General features: G+C 47.6%; 16 protein-coding genes. 5 read left to right on the forward strand and 11 right to left on the reverse strand.

What is annotated here, in order from left to right:
- Window positions 1-117: 117 nt before the first annotated feature.
- The 3 genes from METTU_RS00775 to METTU_RS00785 are packed head-to-tail and all read right to left on the reverse strand — an operon-like array spanning window position 118 to window position 3,744.
- Window positions 118-1,143: an agmatine deiminase family protein gene (locus METTU_RS00775; RefSeq protein ID WP_006889384.1), complete on the reverse strand. Its 1,026-nt coding sequence runs from the start codon at window positions 1,141-1,143 to the stop codon at window positions 118-120.
- Window positions 1,144-1,148: 5 nt separating this feature from the next.
- A complete protein-coding gene (recN, locus tag METTU_RS00780; RefSeq protein WP_006889385.1) occupies window positions 1,149-2,855 on the reverse strand; it encodes a DNA repair protein RecN in 1,707 nt (568 codons plus the stop codon).
- Window positions 2,839-3,744 (reverse strand): NAD(+) kinase, encoded by a 906-nt coding sequence (locus tag METTU_RS00785; protein WP_006889386.1) that lies wholly within the window; start codon window positions 3,742-3,744, stop codon window positions 2,839-2,841. The genes recN and METTU_RS00785 overlap by 17 nt, the downstream gene beginning before the upstream one ends.
- Before the next feature lie 240 nt (window positions 3,745-3,984).
- On the opposite strand from METTU_RS00785, the gene METTU_RS00790 reads away from it, so the two are divergent.
- From METTU_RS00790 to METTU_RS00810, 5 genes are all read left to right on the forward strand, one after another.
- Complete coding sequence (locus METTU_RS00790) at window positions 3,985-4,590, forward strand: MBL fold metallo-hydrolase (protein ID WP_006889387.1); 606 nt, start codon at window positions 3,985-3,987, stop codon at window positions 4,588-4,590.
- Between the two features lie 74 nt (window positions 4,591-4,664).
- Entirely contained in the window at window positions 4,665-5,108 is a 444-nt protein-coding gene (locus tag METTU_RS00795) for a secondary thiamine-phosphate synthase enzyme YjbQ (protein WP_006889388.1), read from the forward strand.
- A 164-nt stretch (window positions 5,109-5,272) separates the two neighbouring features.
- Window positions 5,273-6,277 (forward strand): NAD-dependent epimerase, encoded by a 1,005-nt coding sequence (locus METTU_RS00800; protein WP_006889389.1) that lies wholly within the window; start codon window positions 5,273-5,275, stop codon window positions 6,275-6,277.
- A gap of 134 nt (window positions 6,278-6,411) precedes the next feature.
- A complete protein-coding gene (locus METTU_RS00805; RefSeq protein ID WP_006889390.1) occupies window positions 6,412-8,073 on the forward strand; it encodes an ExeA family protein in 1,662 nt (553 codons plus the stop codon).
- Window positions 8,074-8,075: 2 nt separating this feature from the next.
- Entirely contained in the window at window positions 8,076-8,834 is a 759-nt protein-coding gene (locus METTU_RS00810; protein WP_006889391.1) for a general secretion pathway protein GspB, read from the forward strand.
- 264 nt (window positions 8,835-9,098) lie between these two features.
- On the opposite strand, the gene METTU_RS00815 is transcribed toward METTU_RS00810, so the two are convergent.
- The 8 genes from METTU_RS00815 to hisC form a co-directional block, all read right to left on the reverse strand.
- Window positions 9,099-11,342, reverse strand: a complete 2,244-nt coding sequence (locus METTU_RS00815) for a fused MFS/spermidine synthase (protein ID WP_006889392.1) — start codon at window positions 11,340-11,342, stop codon at window positions 9,099-9,101.
- Window positions 11,343-11,788: 446 nt separating this feature from the next.
- On the reverse strand, window positions 11,789-12,355 hold the full coding sequence (locus METTU_RS00820) for a c-type cytochrome (protein ID WP_006889393.1): 567 nt from the start codon (window positions 12,353-12,355) through the stop codon (window positions 11,789-11,791).
- Between the two features lie 256 nt (window positions 12,356-12,611).
- Window positions 12,612-12,989, reverse strand: coding sequence for a ClpXP protease specificity-enhancing factor (locus METTU_RS00825; RefSeq protein ID WP_006889394.1), 378 nt, complete (start codon window positions 12,987-12,989; stop codon window positions 12,612-12,614).
- Between the two features lie 11 nt (window positions 12,990-13,000).
- Complete coding sequence (locus tag METTU_RS00830) at window positions 13,001-13,606, reverse strand: glutathione S-transferase N-terminal domain-containing protein (protein WP_027149673.1); 606 nt, start codon at window positions 13,604-13,606, stop codon at window positions 13,001-13,003.
- A gap of 242 nt (window positions 13,607-13,848) precedes the next feature.
- Window positions 13,849-14,571, reverse strand: a complete 723-nt coding sequence (locus tag METTU_RS00835) for a cytochrome c1 (RefSeq protein WP_006889396.1) — start codon at window positions 14,569-14,571, stop codon at window positions 13,849-13,851.
- 1 nt (window position 14,572) lies between these two features.
- Window positions 14,573-15,979: a cytochrome b gene (locus METTU_RS00840; RefSeq protein WP_006889397.1), complete on the reverse strand. Its 1,407-nt coding sequence runs from the start codon at window positions 15,977-15,979 to the stop codon at window positions 14,573-14,575.
- Window positions 15,976-16,575: a ubiquinol-cytochrome c reductase iron-sulfur subunit gene (gene petA, locus METTU_RS00845; RefSeq protein WP_006889398.1), complete on the reverse strand. Its 600-nt coding sequence runs from the start codon at window positions 16,573-16,575 to the stop codon at window positions 15,976-15,978. Before petA ends, METTU_RS00840 begins: the two co-directional genes overlap by 4 nt.
- A 262-nt stretch (window positions 16,576-16,837) precedes the next feature.
- Window positions 16,838-17,926 (reverse strand): histidinol-phosphate transaminase, encoded by a 1,089-nt coding sequence (hisC, locus tag METTU_RS00850; protein ID WP_006889399.1) that lies wholly within the window; start codon window positions 17,924-17,926, stop codon window positions 16,838-16,840.
- Between the last annotated feature and the right edge of the window lie 21 nt (window positions 17,927-17,947).

Genomic DNA, 17,947 nt, shown 5'->3' on the forward strand with positions numbered 1-17,947 from the left:
TGCGAGACGCGGCTTGACAAATCTGTCTGGAACAGATTTGCATTCACCCGAAGGTTGTCAGGCAGGATAGCCTGACATGACACCGCGTCCCGCTCAAGGTTGCAAAAGTGTCGAATATTAACCGACAGCCCTCAACGCCCCCTCAGGAAACTGCATGGTCATGCAATGCAGGCTGCCGTATTGATGCACCAGGGGCTGGCACGGAACGCCGATAATCTTGCGATCGGGAAAACAACCGGCCAAACGTTCCAGCGCAATCGCATCCATCGGGTCGCCGTAAACCGGCACCATTACGGCGCGATTGATGATCAGGAAGTTGGAATAATTGGCCGGGAGTTGTTGCCCGTCCTCATCATGAATCGGTTTCGGCAGCGGCAACGGTATCAGATGATAGACGTCTCCATCCTGGGTTCTAAGCGTCTGGAGTTGTGTTTCCATGAATTTCAGGCTGTTGTAGTGCGGGTCTTCGGGGTCGTCGCAGCTGGTGTAGGCGATGGTGTCGGCGGAGCAAAAGCGCGCCAGGGTATCGATGTGGGCATCGGTATCGTCGCCGCTCAGGTTTTCCTGGTCCAGCCAGAATACCCGTTTTGCGCCCAAGTATTGGAGCAATTGCTGTTCTATTTCCTGTTGGCTCAGGCCTTTGTTCCGGTTCGGATTTAATAAACATTGTTTGGTGGTCAGGAGGGTGTCTATGCCGTCGCTTTCGACGCTGCCGCCTTCCAGAATGAAATCTATATCAGTGTGACTTGCGCCTTTAAAGGGCTTGACGTTGAGCAATTTGTGATTAAGCGCGTTGTCGCTTTGGTGCGAGTATTTTTCGCCCCAGCCGTTAAAATGAAAGTTCATGTGCATAGGGACGCCGTCTTTTTCGACGGTAAGAAAAACGGTATCCCTGACCCAGATGTCATTCACAGGAGCGTGAATGAAGTCGATGTTGTCGGTCTTGCTTATTAAGGTTTGGATATGTTGCTGATGACTGTCATCCCTGCAAACGATAAGCAGTTTTTGGTATTGGCTGATGGTGTCGCTAATGACGCTGTAGGATTGCTCAACGGCATCAAGGTTGCGAAAGTCGCCGGTTTTATGCGGCCATGCGATTAATACGGCGGATTGTTTTTCCCATTCTGCTGGAAATCTGTTCATAGGTTTTAGTTTCCTGTAATTGTGCGTTCCGGCTGTGTGCCGGGAGCTGATTGAAACAACATTTCTTTGGCATGTGCCAGCGTGTTGGCGGTGATATTGACGCCGCCGAGCATTCTGGCAATCTCTTCTATGCGCTCTTCCGTTTCCAGTAACCGGACGTTGGAAGAAGTAATATCGGTTTGGTTGTTTTTTTCAACGTAGAGATGGTGATGCGCTTGTGCAGCGACTTGTGGAAGGTGGGTGACGCACATGACTTGCCTGTTATGGCTTAAGCTGCGCAGTTTTTGTCCGACGATTTCGGCAATGCCTCCTCCTATGCCTGAGTCTACCTCATCAAAAATCATGGTCGGGGTGGTTTTATCACTGGATGTGGTGACCTGAATAGCCAGGCTGATGCGCGACAGTTCGCCGCCGGAAGCCACTTTAGCCAGTGGTTTTGCTGGCAGGCCGGGATTGGCGCTGACCAGAAATTCGATTTTATCTTTACCGTTCAATTTGGGCGTAGCGCTATCCAGTGCGCCTATGTCGACCAGAAACTCGCCTTGCGGCATGCCTAGTTCCTTGATCATTGCTGAAATTTTTTGTTGCAGTTTCTTGCCGCTAAGCTTGCGTTGTCCGGACAGGTGCGCGGCCAACTGGTGGTATTGGGCCAGTAATTGTTCGACAGTTGCCGTTAAGGCTTCGATACGCTCGCTGCTGTGTGCCAGTCCGTCGAGTTCCTGCTCAAGTTTTCCGACCAGTTCCGGCAGTTCATCCGGGGTAACGTGATGTTTGCGGCTCAGGCTTTGGATAATGCCGATCTGGTTTTCCAGCGCTTCCAGACGGTGCGGATCGGCCTCTTGCGATTCGAGAAAGCGGCGCAATTGCAGGGATGCCTCTTCAACCTGAATCTGCGCTTCGGAGAGCATGGTGCAGATTTCGTTCAATTCGGGCGCGAATTGGGCAATATGGCTTAACTCGCTGAGACAGTGGTTCAGCATTTGATTGACCGATTGCCGGTCGTTCTCATACAGCATATCGACCTGTTCTTGACCGGTGCTTAAAATTTGCCCCAGATTGGCCAGTTTGCCGTGCTCTTCGGAAAGCTCGGCGTAGCTGAAGTTGGCCAAATCCAGCTGTTGCAATTCTTCAATTTGGTAGCGTAGCAATTCTTCGCGTTCGGTTTGATCGACGCTCGATTTAATCAGGTTTGCCAGTTCTTTACTGGTTTGATGCCATTGCCGGTAACAGGCGTTGACACTGTCCAGCAGCGGTTGGTTTTTTGCGTAGGCATCCAGCAGGCGACGTTGCTCGTCGGCATTGAGCAGGGTCAAATGCGCGTGTTGACCGTGAATTTCGACCAGCTTTTCGCTGAGTTCCTGCAAGGCCTGCAAGGTGACCGGACGGTTGTTGATATACGCTTTGGAGCGGCCGTCATGATTAACAATGCGCCGGATCAGGCATTGCTGCTCGGTATCCAGTTCATTGTCCTTTAGCCATTGCTGCGCTTGAGGCGCGTCGGCCAAATCGAATTCCAGGTTAATTTCGGCGCGTTTGCTATTCGGGCGCACGTAGCCGGAATCGGCCCGGTCGCCCAGCGCCAGCCCCAAGGCGGTTAATAAAATAGACTTACCGGCTCCGGTTTCGCCGGTCAGCACCGACATGCCTTTTTCCAGGTCGAGGTCTAATGATTTAACGACGGCGAGGTCGATGATATTAAGGTTTAATAGCATGATTGTCGGTGTGGTAACCACTGCTCCAGTTTAATTTATTCCTGAGTATATAGAAGAAATCATGGCCTTCCGGGTGCAAAATTCTAATGGGTTTCGGTTCTTTTTTAATTAAAATTTTGTCGCTGATTAACACCTTCGGAATTTCAATATGATCGCAAGTCACCAAGGCGTTGATTTGTTTGGTCTGGCAAAAACTTATTTCAATTTCGGCCGAATCGTTGATCACGATAGGCCGATTCGACAAGGTATGGGGATTAAGCGGCACCAAGACCAGCGCGTTTAACGCAGGATGCAAAATCGGTCCGCCGGCGGACAGGGAATAAGCGGTCGACCCGGTCGGTGTGGAAATAATCAGGCCGTCGGAGCGCTGCGAGTTTAAAAATACATTATCAATCTTGGTGATGATCTCTATCATGCTGGGCGTTACCCAGCGATGCACGACCACTTCATTGACGGCGGTTTCTTCGTGGATAATTTGCCCGTCACGGATGATTTTGGTACGCAATAAATAGCGTTTTTCCTCTGTGTAATGGCCTTTAAGGATGTGCTGTAGCTTATCGGACAGCTCGTTGGGCGATATGTCCACCAGAAAACCCAGTCTGCCCAAGTTGATGCCGATCAACGGAATATCATCTTCGACGATGGCGCGGGCGGCCGAAAGAAAGGTGCCGTCGCCGCCAACGGCGATAACTAGGTCGCAATGCTGACCCATTGTGTCTATCGTGCAGGATTTAACGGACGGATTATCAATAAAATGAGCGCTGTCTTTCGCGACAATGACGGTATATTGGTGTAGCTTTAAAAAAGCATGCAGGGCGGTTAAAGTCGCGGCGATGCTGGGATCGCTGGGTTTTCCTATGATGCCGATGGTTTTAAAGGGAGTCTGCATTGCTGGATAACAATTGGGAAATGAATTTGATTATACAAAAAAACCTAGGTAAGACTACGAGTATTACAACTTCAGCGGATATTTTGGCTGTCGCAGGGCTTGGTTTTGCCTTTTAGCTTGATATTTTTGAACAATAGACACAATCTATGAACTGCCGGATTGATGGAATCGATTAATAGCGGCAATATACACAGAGGATCGTAAGACAGGGTGTAAAATTATTAATTCAGGGGGTTAGCAATGAAACAATTACACAGAAAGGACCTGTTCGGCTGGTCGGAATTTAATCGGGAGCGCAATCTGGATTTTCATAGTGTGCTGTGGGTGCGCGACGATGGTAACGTTTTAATCGACCCTTTGCCGATGTCCGAACATGATCACAGCCACTTGCAAAGCCTGGGCGGGGTAAGATTTATCGTCATTACCAATAGCGACCACTGCCGCGATGCCGAGCATATCGCCGAGGTTACCGGCGCGGCGATCTACGGCCCGGCAGCCGAGGAAGAAACGTTTCCGTTGGCATGCACCCGCTGGCTTCACGATCACGAAGAAATCGTTCCCGGCTTGATTGCCTATCAGCTTAACGGCTCTAAAACGCCGGGAGAATTGGCGCTGCTTTTGGAGCACAGCACGCTGATAACCGGCGATTTAATCCGTTGCCATATCGGCGGTGAATTGTGCATGTTGCCGGACGCAAAGCTGACTGATAAAAACAAGGCCATTCAATCGGTCAAACGCATTGCCGAGTTGCCTGATATTAAGGCCGTTTTGACTGGCGACGGCTGGCCGCTGTTCAATCACGGCAGTGAAGCTTTGCATCGTCTGGCAAGGTCATTGAACCATTAAGTGAACAACCCAAAGGTTTCTTCTTCAACGTGCCGCTTGACGCGGCATCTCAAGCCATACAGCAGGTTTTGTTAATGTGGGTACAAAAAGAGTTTTCATTATCAGCAAAAAGCAGGGGATTCCATCTGATCACCGGTGAAATCCTGAGTGCTATTCCGGAATTGGCCGCGGTACAGTGCGGGTTGCTACACCTCTTTATCAAGCATACATCGGCATCGTTGACGGTTAATGAGAATGCCGATCCGACGGTGCGCCAGGATATGGAAAGCCACTTTAATCGATTTGTGCCGGAAGGCGCGCCTTATTATAAGCATGGCTATGAAGGCGAAGACGACATGCCAGCCCATATAAAAAATGCGCTGCTGGGTTCCAGTTGCACCATTCCCATTACCAAAGGCAAGCTTAACTTGGGCATCTGGCAAGGCATTTACCTGTGCGAGCACCGCAATCAGGGCGGCAGCAGACGGATTGTAGCGACTATTCAGGGACAATCTCGAACCGACACCCATACGGGGTAGCGTTCCGAATAGCCTTTATTGATTGAAGAAGTTGAGTTCCTTATCCTACAGATACTTGTACAATGCCAACTGGTTTTTTAGGAACGTGTATGAAATAAAATTACCAACCTACCCGGCTATATATAGATACAGTAGTCAATATTTCTGGAAATGGAGAAAGGACGTTGAAGATATTAGTAACAGGAGCTGCCGGCTTTATAGGTTCAAGCCTTAGCCTGAAGCTGCTGGAACGGGGCGACGAGGTTGTCGGAATAGACAACCTTAACGATTATTACGATGTCAATTTGAAGCTGGCACGCTTGGAACGGCTGCGGGGCTATGACCGTTTTAAGTTTATCAAGCTTGATATTGCCGATAGAGCCGCAGTAGACGAGCTTTTTGCCCGTGAAAAATTTCAAAGAGTCATGCACCTGGCGGCTCAAGCCGGTGTAAGGTATTCCATCACCCATCCTCATGCCTATATCGATTCGAATATAGTTGGATTCATCAATATACTCGAAGGGTGCAGGCTGTGTGCCGTCGAGCATTTAGCCTACGCTTCTTCCAGCTCGGTTTATGGGGCGAATACCAAAATGCCGTTTTCTATCCATGACAATGTCGATCATCCTGTTTCCCTTTATGCGGCCAGTAAAAAAGCCAATGAATTAATGGCTCACACTTATAGCCATCTTTATAAGCTGCCGACCACCGGCTTGCGGTTTTTTACCGTTTACGGCCCCTGGGGACGGCCGGATATGTCGCCGATCAAGTTTGCCCGTAATATCATTGAAGGGAAGCCGATTGATGTGTTTAATTACGGTAATCATCGCCGCGATTTCACTTATATAGATGACATAGTAGAGGGCGTCATCCGGGTTATTGATAAACCGGCACAAGCTAATGCAGACTGGGTGGGGGACAATCCCGACCCGGGGACCAGCTTTGCCCCTTATCGTTTGTATAATATCGGCAGTAATAATCCCGTGCATTTGTTAACGTTCATTGAAACGCTGGAAAAATGTTTGGGTAAAGAGGCAATAAAGAACTTGCTGCCTATACAACCCGGAGATGTACTCGATACTTATGCCGATGTTTCGGATTTAGTGCATGATTTGGGTTATAAACCTGCCACGTTGCTGGAAGATGGGGTTAGGAGTTTTGTTGAATGGTATAAGTGTTTTTACAGATAAACAGGTATTTGTACTGATAGAAATTATATGATTTATCTGCTCTACTTGACTGAGTCTACGACCTAGCGGAATGGCCTCGCATGCTGTAGATAACAATAATTTTTAATTTTTCTTAACTGAAGAACCTCATAACCTTGTATAACCAATATTTCCATTTTAGTGAATTGCCGTTTTCCATAGCGACTGATCCGCACTTTGTTTATATGAGTCCGCGTCATCAGGAGGGTTTGGCTCATCTGCTTTACGGCATTAATTTTGGCGGGGGCTTTGTCGCTTTAACCGGCGAAGTCGGTACCGGCAAGACAACTCTCTGTCACTGTCTTTTGCAAAAAATACCGGAAAACATAGATATTGCTTTGATATTGAATCCAAAGCTTAATGCGGTCGAATTATTGGCTACTATCTGCGATGAACTGGGTATTCGCTATGACAAAACTCAGCATTCGTTAAAAAACCTGATTGATCTTTTAAACCAGCACCTGCTCACCAGCCACGCCAACGGCAGACGTACGGTTTTATTAATCGATGAGGCGCAGAATTTAAGCATGGAAGTGCTGGAACAAATTCGTCTGTTGACCAATCTGGAAACCAACAAAACAAAATTATTGCAAATTATTCTGGTCGGCCAGCCTGAATTAAAAGAATCGCTTAAACGACAGGATTTGCGTCAGTTAAATCAGCGCATTACCGCCCGCTATCACTTGTTGCCGTTATCGCTCAATGAAACCCGGGCTTATATCCGCCACCGCCTGACTGTTTGTAACGGTCGCCCGGACATTTTTAAAGAAAGCGCGATTCGCAAAATTTACCAGCTTTCTTCCGGCATACCCAGAATGATTAATATCCTCTGCGATCGCGCTTTGCTTGGCGCCTACTCAACCAACACTCATGTTATTACACCGGCAATCGTTAGTGCTGCTGCCCATGAAACGCTGGCTTTTACCGATAAAAAATTCCCGTACCTGAGCGCATTATTCGGCCTGCTGTTTTTGGGCTGTATTGCCGCAGGTATTTATTTTCGAATGGTTTGGCCCAAGGCGAGTCATCAAACTGCAATTAATTTTACAACAACCTATCCTGCCATCCAGACAAAACCTGAAATCATCAGCCAACTCCTGCAGCCGGTTCAAAAAGAACCGCTTCTTATTGAAACGTTTAACACCGCTGCTGTCGTTAAAATAAAAACGTTTCATGACTGGATCAATAATCCCGATTATTCGTTAAATGCTGCGTTAATCGGCACGCTGAAACTCTGGGATAAGTCTATTCCTGAGAGTAATCAGGTGGATTGTCATTACGTAGAAACAACAGGACTGCGCTGTGCATTTGGCAAAGCCAACTGGAAAGACATGCTGGCAATTAATCATCCGGCTATTCTGGAGTTCTCATTGGCAGGTGAAGAAAAGTTCTATGCCTTGCTTACCGGATTCGGGCAAAATCAATCCGTGATTCATTTTAAAGATAATGTGACTTTTCCGGTAGCGGATGCATTAAAGTATTGGGATGGCTATTATTTAATACTGGAACCGCCGCCAACCCCTGATGGCAAAGTGATACGTCCCCGCGAGACATCGGAGTCTGTGTTATGGTTACGACATCTGTTAAATAGTATTGACAGGAAAACTGAAGCCGTAGAGCAGCCACGTTTTTATGATGACAGGTTAGTCGCTCGCGTTATGGATTTTCAGCATCAGCACCAATTACCGGAAGACGGCAAGGTGGGCGAAAAGACTATGTTCCATCTTAAAAATATAGCTCAGGCACTTAATCTTCCTCACTTAGAAATAACCGATTAATTATGTCTTTTATTCTAAATGCCTTGCGTAAATCAGAACAGGAAAGACAGGCTAGTCAGGCTGAGAATGTAACTGACAAAATCCTTCTTCCTCAGCCGCCACAAAACCGCAGTAATACAACGAAACTATTAGTTTTTCTTCTTATCGCTAATGTATTGGTTATTGCCGGCAGCGTTTGGTTTGTTCGAAATAATTTAATGTCGACGCCGCCTGATGCGAGAGCGCCAACTATTTCTCCCTCGCTGTCGGCACAAGACGTAAAGCTTGAACCTAAAGTAATTGCTAAATCCACTCAGTCGAAAAGACCGGCACAAAAAGCGGAATCCGAAATAACCTCTATTGCGGAGTTGATCGATAAAGAAAAGCCTGAACCGGCTCCGTTACCGGTTACCACAAAAAAAACGGCGGCTGACACCATTAAGCAACCTGCTATTACCAACAACTCCGAGTTACAGATACAAACCACTCCGGTAATAGCTCCTGTTGCCAATGTTGGATCGGATGAGCCCGAAACAATACCTGCGATAAAAGGTATTCCTTTGTTAAGTGATTTGCCTTTCGAATTTCGCCAGACGCTACCGAAATTTACTATCAATGTATTTGTCTACTCACAGGATCCTGAAGAACGCTTTATTATGATTGATATGGTCAAATATAAGCCAGGGCAGCAAATAAAAGACGCAATGCTACTGAAAGAAATTCTTCCTGACGGCTTTGTCATTGATTACCAAAACCGGGTATTTAAAATTAAGCGACCGTAAAAATTAAGGTAAAGATATTGTTTACCTTAGTCTTGTCGGTTGGGCATGCTTTTTATGCCCAACATTACGATGTTTCAATAGGACGGTAGATTTCGGATTTGGCCGCAGTTATCCTGCCACCAGATCAGATACTCAAGCGGGACGGGGTTTGCAATCCCGTCCCTAACGTTTTACGGTGTCTGAGCTAAGTTACCCAACGCAAAACGTTTCAGACGGGGCAATATGCCCGTCCGGTTCATAAAGCTCGTGAACTTTGAAGCCTCCCTATTTCCAAATGCTGACAATATTGGTGAAGTCGTCAGTCCAGGGCTTCATATCAAAATATAAGGGCATTTTTTGCCAGTTGCCGAGACGGCTCAGGCGCAATGGTTCCAGCGTTTCGGCCTGCTTTGCCATAACCACCCAATCAGTCGCAACCACCAGCGGGACTTCCTGTTGCGGTTTGAACTCCTGAATCAATGAGGCCAAGTGCAGGGCTTCCGCATTAATCGATAATACTTTTTTCAGCGACAGATGGCGGTTGGTCATGTGGAATGCCAGTATGCCGCCCGGTTTGAGTTTTTTGAAATATAGCTCCAGCGCTTCCTTGGTCAGCAGGTGGGTCGGTACCGAGTCGGAACTGAACGCATCCATGACTAATAAATCAAAGTGCTGATCAGGCTCTTTTTCCAGTGATAAACGGGCGTCGCCGACCCTCATTGCTGCGTTGTGAGCGCATTGGCTCAGGTAGCTGAAATAGGCGGGGTTGCCGGCAATGTCTATCACCAGCGGATCGATTTCGTACAGCGTCCAGTTTTGTTGGTCTTTGGCATAACAGGCTAAAGCGCCCGCGCCCAATCCGACTACGCCGATATTCCAGGTTTGGTCGCTGTTGTCGTATTCCTTGAACAGTTGGCCCATCGGCCCCGGACGGCTGTAATAGGTCAACGGTATTTGGCTTAAGTTTGCTGCCAGACGTTGCGCTCCGTGTTTGGTCGTGCCGTGGAACAGTTCATGATAGCTTTCAGGCTTGCCTTGTTCATCGGTCAGCACGGCTTCACGCACGGCGAGCACGCCAAAAAAGGTGCGTTCCTGGTACAGCGTATGCGATGACAGGCCATGCAAGCCGAGAGCAAGGAAAATAATGGCGCCTGTCATTAAAGCGAAGCCGACCGGCCGCGCTCTGAGCAGGTAGGTCAATAAGGTTAAGCCTATCAGGCCGATGACGATGGCGTCGAAATACTGGAGTAAATCAGCGACGGTGGCATGAACAATAATCCCGGCAATAACCAGCAGGGCAGGGGCTATTATTTGCAACAGCAATCCGGCGTTCAATGACAGTTTCAGGCCGGGGCGCAGCAGTAAGGCCGCAATAATCATGATCGGGTATTCATACACGGCATTGAACACGAACGGTGCAACAAAGGTGTTGAACATGCCGCCTAACATGCCCGCAAAGGACATGATCAGGTAGAAGGTGGTTAAATGCCGGGTATGAGGCCTTAATTTAGCCAGCTCGCCGTGACAAACCATCACCGCAAAGAAAAAAGCGATCAGGTGCAAAATCAGGTAAGCCCAATAAGGCAAATCAGCCGGATTAATGAACGCGTAGGCGATAAACGGCAACAGGAATATCGGTTGCAGCTTCACCATTAGCGGATGAATTTTGTCGTTCCATTTGGAAAAGACGATCACAAAAGACAATAAATACAGCGTCAACGGGATAATCCACAGCAACGGCACCGAGGCAATATCGGTACTGATGAAGTTGGTCAAGCCCAGCAGCAGGCTGGAGGGTACAAAGGCCAGCGCCAGCCAGTGTAATTGGGTGGCAAGGCTGAGATTGTTTTCGTCGGCCGTTGTATCCTGATCGTCCCCTTGCTGCTCGGATGTTTGTCTGCTTTTCCATAGCACAAAAGCGCAAGCTGCAATCAGCAGGCAAAGTATCAGGTAGCCGACGCTCCAGTAACTCTTTTGGTTAGCCAGCCCGATATTGGGTTCAAGCAGGAACGGGTAACTCAGCAGCGCAATCAGGCTGCCGGTGTTGCTGGCCGCATAGAGATAATAAGGATCATGGCTGGTATGGTGGCCGACATTGGCGAACCATTTTTGAATCAGCGGCGCGGTCGTGGACACTACGAAAAAAGGCAGGCCGATAGCGAGAAATAACGTCCAGAGCAGCCAGAAGGTAGGGTTGCTGTCTGTCGGCGGGACGGTGTTTTCCGGCAAGGCCAAAGGCAGCGCCAGAAAACTGATCAGTATCAGCGCCGTATGGATCTGGATTTGGCGGTGCTGACTGTAGCGTGTAGATAGATAGTGTGCGTATAGATAGCCGAGAAACAAGATACTCTGGTAAAACACCATGCAGGTGTTCCAGACTGCCGGGGAACCACCGAGCAAAGGTAATAAAATCTTCCCGAACAGGGGTTGCAACACAAACATCAGCGACGCACTGGTAAACAAGGTCGCGGCAAACAGGAAGATCAGGGATAAATTGCGGTCAGGGGTGGCTTCTGGATGGTGGCTCATTATTTTTATAGGTAGCCCTTGGGTTTTAATTTTTAATGCGCTAATGATAAAGCATTTGTTGCCGCGTGGGGCAGTTGAAAATAACGCGGATATAAAAAAGGCGGTGTGACCGCCTTTTTAAAAGCAGAATCCAAGGGTTTTTGTTAGCGCCGATGTCGCGATTGCCCTCCCTGAAATTCCCTGTCATCAGTATTGCGCGAATTATCATGATCTCCGGATGGGTTAATATCTTGTCTTTCGTCGGCTCTATCCCCGCCGCGAAGGTTATCGCCTGTTTTTGATTGCTTATTGCTGTTCAACAAGCGGGCATCAGGGGGGAGCTTTGATTGTGTGGGTTATCGTGAGCATTCGGTTGTTTTGCAATAGCCGCTCCGGAGATGGCTAAAGCTAAAACGGTTGCCGGAAGTAAAAGATATTTTATGGTTATCATTATGGGGACATGGTTGTTATAGCGATCCAAAATAAGTCGCTAACGCTTTAAAATCTGCCTCGGACAGGTTGGCGATAATGGCTTGCATTGGCCCGCTTTTACGTGAACCATCCTTGAAGGCTTTTAATTGTTGCTCAAGGTATTCGGGATGTTGCCCTGCAAGCCTTGGGAACTGGCCGTTACCTTGAGCCGTGGAGCCATGGCATCCCAGGCACATAGCGGCTTTGGATTCGCCTGATTTTGCCAATGCCGGATCGCCGCCGGCCTTAACGGGCTTCTGGCTGGAAAAATAAGCGGCAAGGTTATTGATGTCTTCATTATTCAGGTTGGCTGTCATTGATTGCATCATAAGGTTGATGCGATCTCCAGCCTTAAATGCTTTGAGCTGATTGGCCAGGTAGGTCGATTGTTGTGCCGCCAAGTTGGGCCATTGCGCATTACTGCTGTTACCTTTTTGTCCATGGCAGCTGGTACAGGGCTCCGCTTTTTGTTCTCCGGCTGCCGTATCGGCTGCCGACACCGGCAATGTTAAGAAAGCAGTCAGGAAGAAAGATAAAATAAGGGATTGTTGTAGTGAGTTCATGGATCACCTCTTAGGATAAGGGTTAGGCTATCTGTTTGACGGGCTATCGAAAGGGCTTGCTTTTTCAGATAGAGTTTTCACTATACAACTAAAAAGATTAACTGATAACAAAAAGTTAAGGACAGCGAGATGGATACAGAATAATAAGCTTGTTTTTCGCAAAGTGTGAGTAGGTCTACGAGGTTTACGCTTTGTACGCCGAAAAAGACAAAGGGGTTGCTATGTTCAGAAGGTCTGGACATAGCAAAAATTACCGTTATTTTACGATGCGTAAATTTGGTTTTGCGGCCGGTTTCTTTACCGGCGGTGGCTCATCGCCATCGCTATCTTCCTGGTCGAAGATCATGCCTTTACCGTTTTCTTTGGCATAGATTGCCAACACAGCGGTTATCGGCGTGCTAATGTGCATGGGTTTTCCGCTAAACCGGGCATTGAATTCAATTTCCTGGTTGCCGAGAGACAGACCCTGTATCGCTTCCGGTCTTATATTTAAAACGATTTTGCCGTCTTCAATAAATTCTTTCGGTAAAATTGCACTGGTATCTTCGGCGTCCACGAGAAGATGCGGCGTCAGGTTGTTATCAATAATCCATTCGTAAATTGAACGAATCAAATAGGGCTTTAGAGAAGTCATAAGGCTAGGGTTTACTTTAAAGGCTCGATCATTTCTTTTTCAGCTTCGCTCAGGCTACGCTTGAATGCGGCTCTGTTGAATATGCGTTGGGCATAATTAGTGATCACTTCATTCGGGGTCGCCACGTCAATGCCTATGCTGGGTAAGCGCCATAACAAGGGCGCGATGACGCAATCGATCAGTGAAAATTCATCACTCATAAAATAGGGTCTGGCTGCAAAAATGGGCGCAGCAGAGAGTATGCTCTCTCTGAGCATTTTCTTGGCACGGGCAGATTTTTTCTCCCCGGAAAATAAAATTTCGTCCAGTAACTGATACCAGTCCTGGTCGATGCGCTTGATCAGCATTCTGGCATTGGCCCGTGAAACCGGATCCATTTGGTGTAAAGGGGGGTGCGGAAAGCGTTCGTCCAGGTATTCCATGATGATGCGCGAGTCATAGAGAACCAGATCGCGTTCAATCAATGTGGGTGACGTGCCGTTGGGATTTAACTCAAGTAAATCTTCAGGTGGATCTGTCGGGTCATAATATTCTATGTCTGCGACAACTCCTTTCTCGTGCAAAACAAAACGGGCGCAGTGGCTCATCGCGCATGTTGGAGATGAGAAAAGCGTCATTACAGATTTACGAGTATTAATATTTGTCACGAATAACAACCTCTTTAAGACGTGTAGGGCGGTAAAAAAAAGGTATTATAACAGATTGGCGAGGTTTTTATTTACCGTTGTTGGGCGTTGGCTACGCTGAGGGGTAAAGCCTGTTCTGAGGTGTGTTGAAAGGGTATTTCAAGTGGGAGCGATGAGCTACCTTCGGCAGCTCATCTTATTGCTCCGCTAATTATGCTTTACACGTTTAAGAATTAATGGATCTTTTTCCAGTATTCTTTTTTCAGCAGGTAAGCCACAACTAAAAACATCAAAATGTAAAATATCACGTATTTTCCGATACGCTGTCTTTCAAGCTGCACAGGCTCACCGACATACACCAGGAAATTAACCAAGTCATTGACGAAAATATCAAATTCTCCTGTGGACAATGTACCCGGTTCTTTCATAACTAAATTGGTGTATTCATCACCCCATATATTTTTTTTATGTTCTGCATGCTGCTCACCTTGCAATTGCCAGAGCGGGTTAGGCATAGCAGTATCCTTGAAAATCAGGTTGTTTACCCCTCTAGGGCTTTTGGGATCAATATAGTAGCTTTTTAAATAGCTGTACAGCCAATCCGCACCACGCGATCTGGCAATTAACGACAAATCGGGCGGTTGCGTACCAAACCATTTTTCCGAATCGTGCTTGTTCATGGCGCTGTGGAGTTGGTCATAGATGCTTGCTCCTTCAGGGGCAATGTCTTTTAACATCTTCTTTTGATCGACATCCGTATCAAGGGCAATACGTAGGTAACGAATATGCTTGATTGAATGGCAGCCAAGACAATAAGTGACAAAGTGTTTCGCCCCCCGTTGCAATGAAGCATTATTGGAAAGATCGATATTCGCTGTTTGCAGCTCAATGCCTTCCGAGGCGGCAACCCCAAAAGACAGCAATAACAATAAAAGTGATGCTATTAAATTTTTCATATTAATCCAGACTCCCTATTGCTTTTTTTACAAACCGACTGATAACGTTTCTTATGCCTTCGGGATTAGGCTGTCTGGTAAAAGAAGAACCTTTAAAAGCAGTATGACCAATTTCAGTAGCTGCTGGTTTTAATACGGTAATTTCCTCAATTAACGCGGGCAATTGCTCCTCAAGACTATGCACTGGGGTTAAGCGTTTTGGCACCGGCTTGGTTTTTTCCCACCGTGTATACAGCGGCATTAACAGGAAGAAGCCGAAGTATATCGCGGTGAAGATGCGCGCAAATATGGTTGCCGTCGGCGTTGCCGGTTGCGTACCCAAATAGCCCAGCGCCAGGAAACTGATTACAAACAGTAATAAAGCCTTTTTATAAATGCCGCCGCGGTAACGAATCGATTTGACGGGACTACGATCCAGCCAAGGTAACAGGAACAATACGACTATCGCTCCACCCATGCCGATAACCCCGGCAAATTTGTCAGGAATCGCCCTCAAGATTGCATAGAAAGGTGTGAAATACCAGACTGGCGCAATATGTTCCGGGGTTTTCATCGGATCGGCAGGGATAAAGTTTGCATGCTCAAGGAAGTAACCGCCCATTTCCGGCATGTAAAAAATAACCGTGGCGAAAAACAGCATAAACACGCCCACGCCGACCAAATCTTTGACGGTGTAATAGGGGTGAAAAGGAATGCCGTCTACAGGATGTCCCCAGGGATCTTTGGAGTCCTTGATTTCAATGCCGTCCGGGTTGTTAGAGCCCACTTCATGCAAGGCCACGATATGTAGGAACACCAGCATAACCAACGCTAGCGGCACCGCAATAACATGAAAGGCAAAGAATCGGTTCAGGGTCGCATCGGAAACCACATAGTCGCCTCTGACCCAGAGCGACAAATCATCGCCGATCACAGGAATGGCGCTGAACAGCGAGATAATAACCTGAGCGCCCCAGTAGGACATTTGTCCCCAAGGCAACAGATAGCCCATAAACGCTTCGGCCATCAGGGCTACGAACAACAGCATGCCGAAAATCCAGACCAGCTCTCGGGGATGCTTGAACGAACCGTAAAGCAAGCCTCTAAACATGTGCAGGTAAACAACGATAAAAAACGCCGACGAACCGGTCGAGTGCATGTAGCGGATCAGCCAGCCCCAGTTCACATCGCGCATGATGTATTCTACGGAATCGAATGCCAGTTTGGCATCCGGCTTGTAATTCATGGTCAGGAAAATACCGGTCAAGATCTGGTTAACCAACACCAGTAAAGCCAGTGAACCGAAGAAATACCAGAAATTGAAGTTCTTAGGCGCATAATAATGCGTCATGTGCTCGTTCCAGAGTTTGGTCAGCGGAAAACGAGCCAAAATCCATTCGTTACATTCAGTTATGCGGCTAGGTTTCATGCGCTTGCTTCCTCTGCGGATTCACCAATAATCAGTTGAGTATCGGTAATATAGCGGTAAGGGGGGATTTCCAAGTTAGTTGGCGCCGGTACTCCGCGATAAACGCGGCCGGCCAGATCAAACCAGGAGCCATGACATGGACAGAAAAATCCGCCGTGCCACTTGTCGCCAAGATCGGTAGGCGCTATTTCAGGACGAAACGTAGGTGAGCAGCCCAAGTGGGTGCATAAGCCCACGGCAACAAACACTTCCGGTTTAATCGAACGTGCCGGGTTTTTACTGGACTCCGGTTGTATCGATTCCTGAGAAAGAGGATCTCTTAACTCACTGTCCAATGTTTTTAGAGTTTCAAGAACCTGTGGGGTTCTGTTGAGTATCCAGACCGGTTTGCCTCGCCATGCGACCCTGATTAATTGACCGGGTTCCATTTTGCTGATGTCAACTTCAACAGGCGCGCCTGCCGCCATGGCTTTGGCACTGGGCTGCATTTGAGCAAGAAAAGGAACAGCTAAATAGCCTGTGCCGACTGCGCCAACCACGGTCAAGGCCGAGGTTAAAAACTGGCGTTTGGACTGATCGACGCCTTTATTATTCATTATAGAACTCTCCTGATTAAGTCTGCGCTTCTTAAGGACGCATTGTTTTCTATCGCCAATATACCATTAGAGCTTATAAGATTTGAAGTGCTTATGCCGCCGGTTTTGGTATTTGTTAGCTATTAAAAATGGCTTGAAGCAATACGTAATGCACAAGCCTATGATATTGCGACAGATTGTTTATTGTGGAACCACGATAACGCTGTTAAATTTTTTATATTGAATGGTGTGTGTTTGATGATTCGATACGGAGTTATTTCGACTATGGCGTGACCAAGCTTCTTGTTAATGCAGTGAGAAAGGCCGTATTTTCTTCCGGTTTACCTACGGTTACCCGCAGACAGTCGGCCAGTAATCCGCCCTGAGCGCTAAGGTTTTTAATTAAAACGCCTTGTTGTTTTATCGACGCGAATATTTCATTTGCCCGATTTTCGGGTGTCTTAAACAGAATAAAATTAGCGGCGCTGGGATAGGCGGTAATGCCGTTTAGCGCATTAAGCCGGTTAAAAACGATCGACCGTTCAGCACAAATATTTTGCGTTTGCTGATCGAACAATGCCTTGTTGGACAGGGCGAAATCAGCGCTGATCTGGGTCAGACTGTTAATGTTGTAGGGCAGGCGGATCTTATGGAGTTGCTCAATGATGTCCGGCTTTCCTGCGATGTAGCCGAGGCGTAAACCCGCCAGCCCCAGTTTCGATACGGTGCGCATCACCAACAGGTTGTCATATTGTCCCAAACTGTCGATAAAGCTGGCATCGGCAAAAGGCGCGTAGGCTTCATCAATGATTACCAAGCCCTTGGCGGCTTTTATGATTTCCCGAATCGACGCTTCGGAAAATAAATTTCCGGTGGGATTGTTGGGATAGGCCAGAAATATGACCGAAGGCTGGTGCTGTTCTATAGCCTCCAGCATGGCCGGTAAATCCAGGTCAAAGCTGCCTGCAAGCAACGGAATGCCGTGGTAGGTGAGCCCCAGACACAGACTCAGTTGTTTATACATCACAAAACCGGGATCCGGCGCCAACACACAGGCATTGGAAGGCAGTGCCATTAACAGTAATTGAATGATTTCATCGGAACCGTTGCCCAGCAGCACATCGAATTGCTCGGGTATTTGATTCAGGCGCTTGATGGTTGCCGTCAGATGCCTGGCTTCAGGGTCGGGATAGCGGTTCAACGGGCAGTCTTTCAATGTTTCCAGCCAGTTTGCCTTGATGTCTTCAGGCCAGCCGTAGGGATTTTCCATGGCATCCAGTTTAATCAAACCGGTGGCATCAGCAACTTTATAGGCGGACATTGCTAATACTTCTTTGCGGAAAATGGAGGAAAGCAGATTATTTTCGGACATATATGAGGTTCAGGGCGAAAG

The sequence above is a fragment of the Methylobacter tundripaludum SV96 genome, from assembly GCF_000190755.2.
GTDB lineage: Bacteria > Pseudomonadota > Gammaproteobacteria > Methylococcales > Methylomonadaceae > Methylobacter_A > Methylobacter_A tundripaludum.

What these genes read in the sequence shown, in the direction of transcription:
- METTU_RS00775 (WP_006889384.1), bottom strand. Translation starts at nt 1,143, where the DNA reads ATGAACAGATTTCCAGCAGAATGGGAAAAACAATCCGCCGTATTAATC.
- recN (WP_006889385.1), bottom strand. Translation starts at nt 2,855, where the DNA reads ATGCTATTAAACCTTAATATCATCGACCTCGCCGTCGTTAAATCATTA.
- METTU_RS00785 (WP_006889386.1), bottom strand. Translation starts at nt 3,744, where the DNA reads ATGCAGACTCCCTTTAAAACCATCGGCATCATAGGAAAACCCAGCGAT.
- METTU_RS00790 (WP_006889387.1), top strand. Translation starts at nt 3,985, where the DNA reads ATGAAACAATTACACAGAAAGGACCTGTTCGGCTGGTCGGAATTTAAT.
- METTU_RS00795 (WP_006889388.1), top strand. Translation starts at nt 4,665, where the DNA reads ATGTGGGTACAAAAAGAGTTTTCATTATCAGCAAAAAGCAGGGGATTC.
- METTU_RS00810 (WP_006889391.1), top strand. Translation starts at nt 8,076, where the DNA reads ATGTCTTTTATTCTAAATGCCTTGCGTAAATCAGAACAGGAAAGACAG.
- METTU_RS00815 (WP_006889392.1), bottom strand. Translation starts at nt 11,342, where the DNA reads ATGAGCCACCATCCAGAAGCCACCCCTGACCGCAATTTATCCCTGATC.
- METTU_RS00820 (WP_006889393.1), bottom strand. Translation starts at nt 12,355, where the DNA reads ATGAACTCACTACAACAATCCCTTATTTTATCTTTCTTCCTGACTGCT.
- METTU_RS00825 (WP_006889394.1), bottom strand. Translation starts at nt 12,989, where the DNA reads ATGACTTCTCTAAAGCCCTATTTGATTCGTTCAATTTACGAATGGATT.
- METTU_RS00830 (WP_027149673.1), bottom strand. Translation starts at nt 13,606, where the DNA reads ATGACGCTTTTCTCATCTCCAACATGCGCGATGAGCCACTGCGCCCGT.
- METTU_RS00835 (WP_006889396.1), bottom strand. Translation starts at nt 14,571, where the DNA reads ATGAAAAATTTAATAGCATCACTTTTATTGTTATTGCTGTCTTTTGGG.
- METTU_RS00840 (WP_006889397.1), bottom strand. Translation starts at nt 15,979, where the DNA reads ATGAAACCTAGCCGCATAACTGAATGTAACGAATGGATTTTGGCTCGT.
- petA (WP_006889398.1), bottom strand. Translation starts at nt 16,575, where the DNA reads ATGAATAATAAAGGCGTCGATCAGTCCAAACGCCAGTTTTTAACCTCG.
- hisC (WP_006889399.1), bottom strand. Translation starts at nt 17,926, where the DNA reads ATGTCCGAAAATAATCTGCTTTCCTCCATTTTCCGCAAAGAAGTATTA.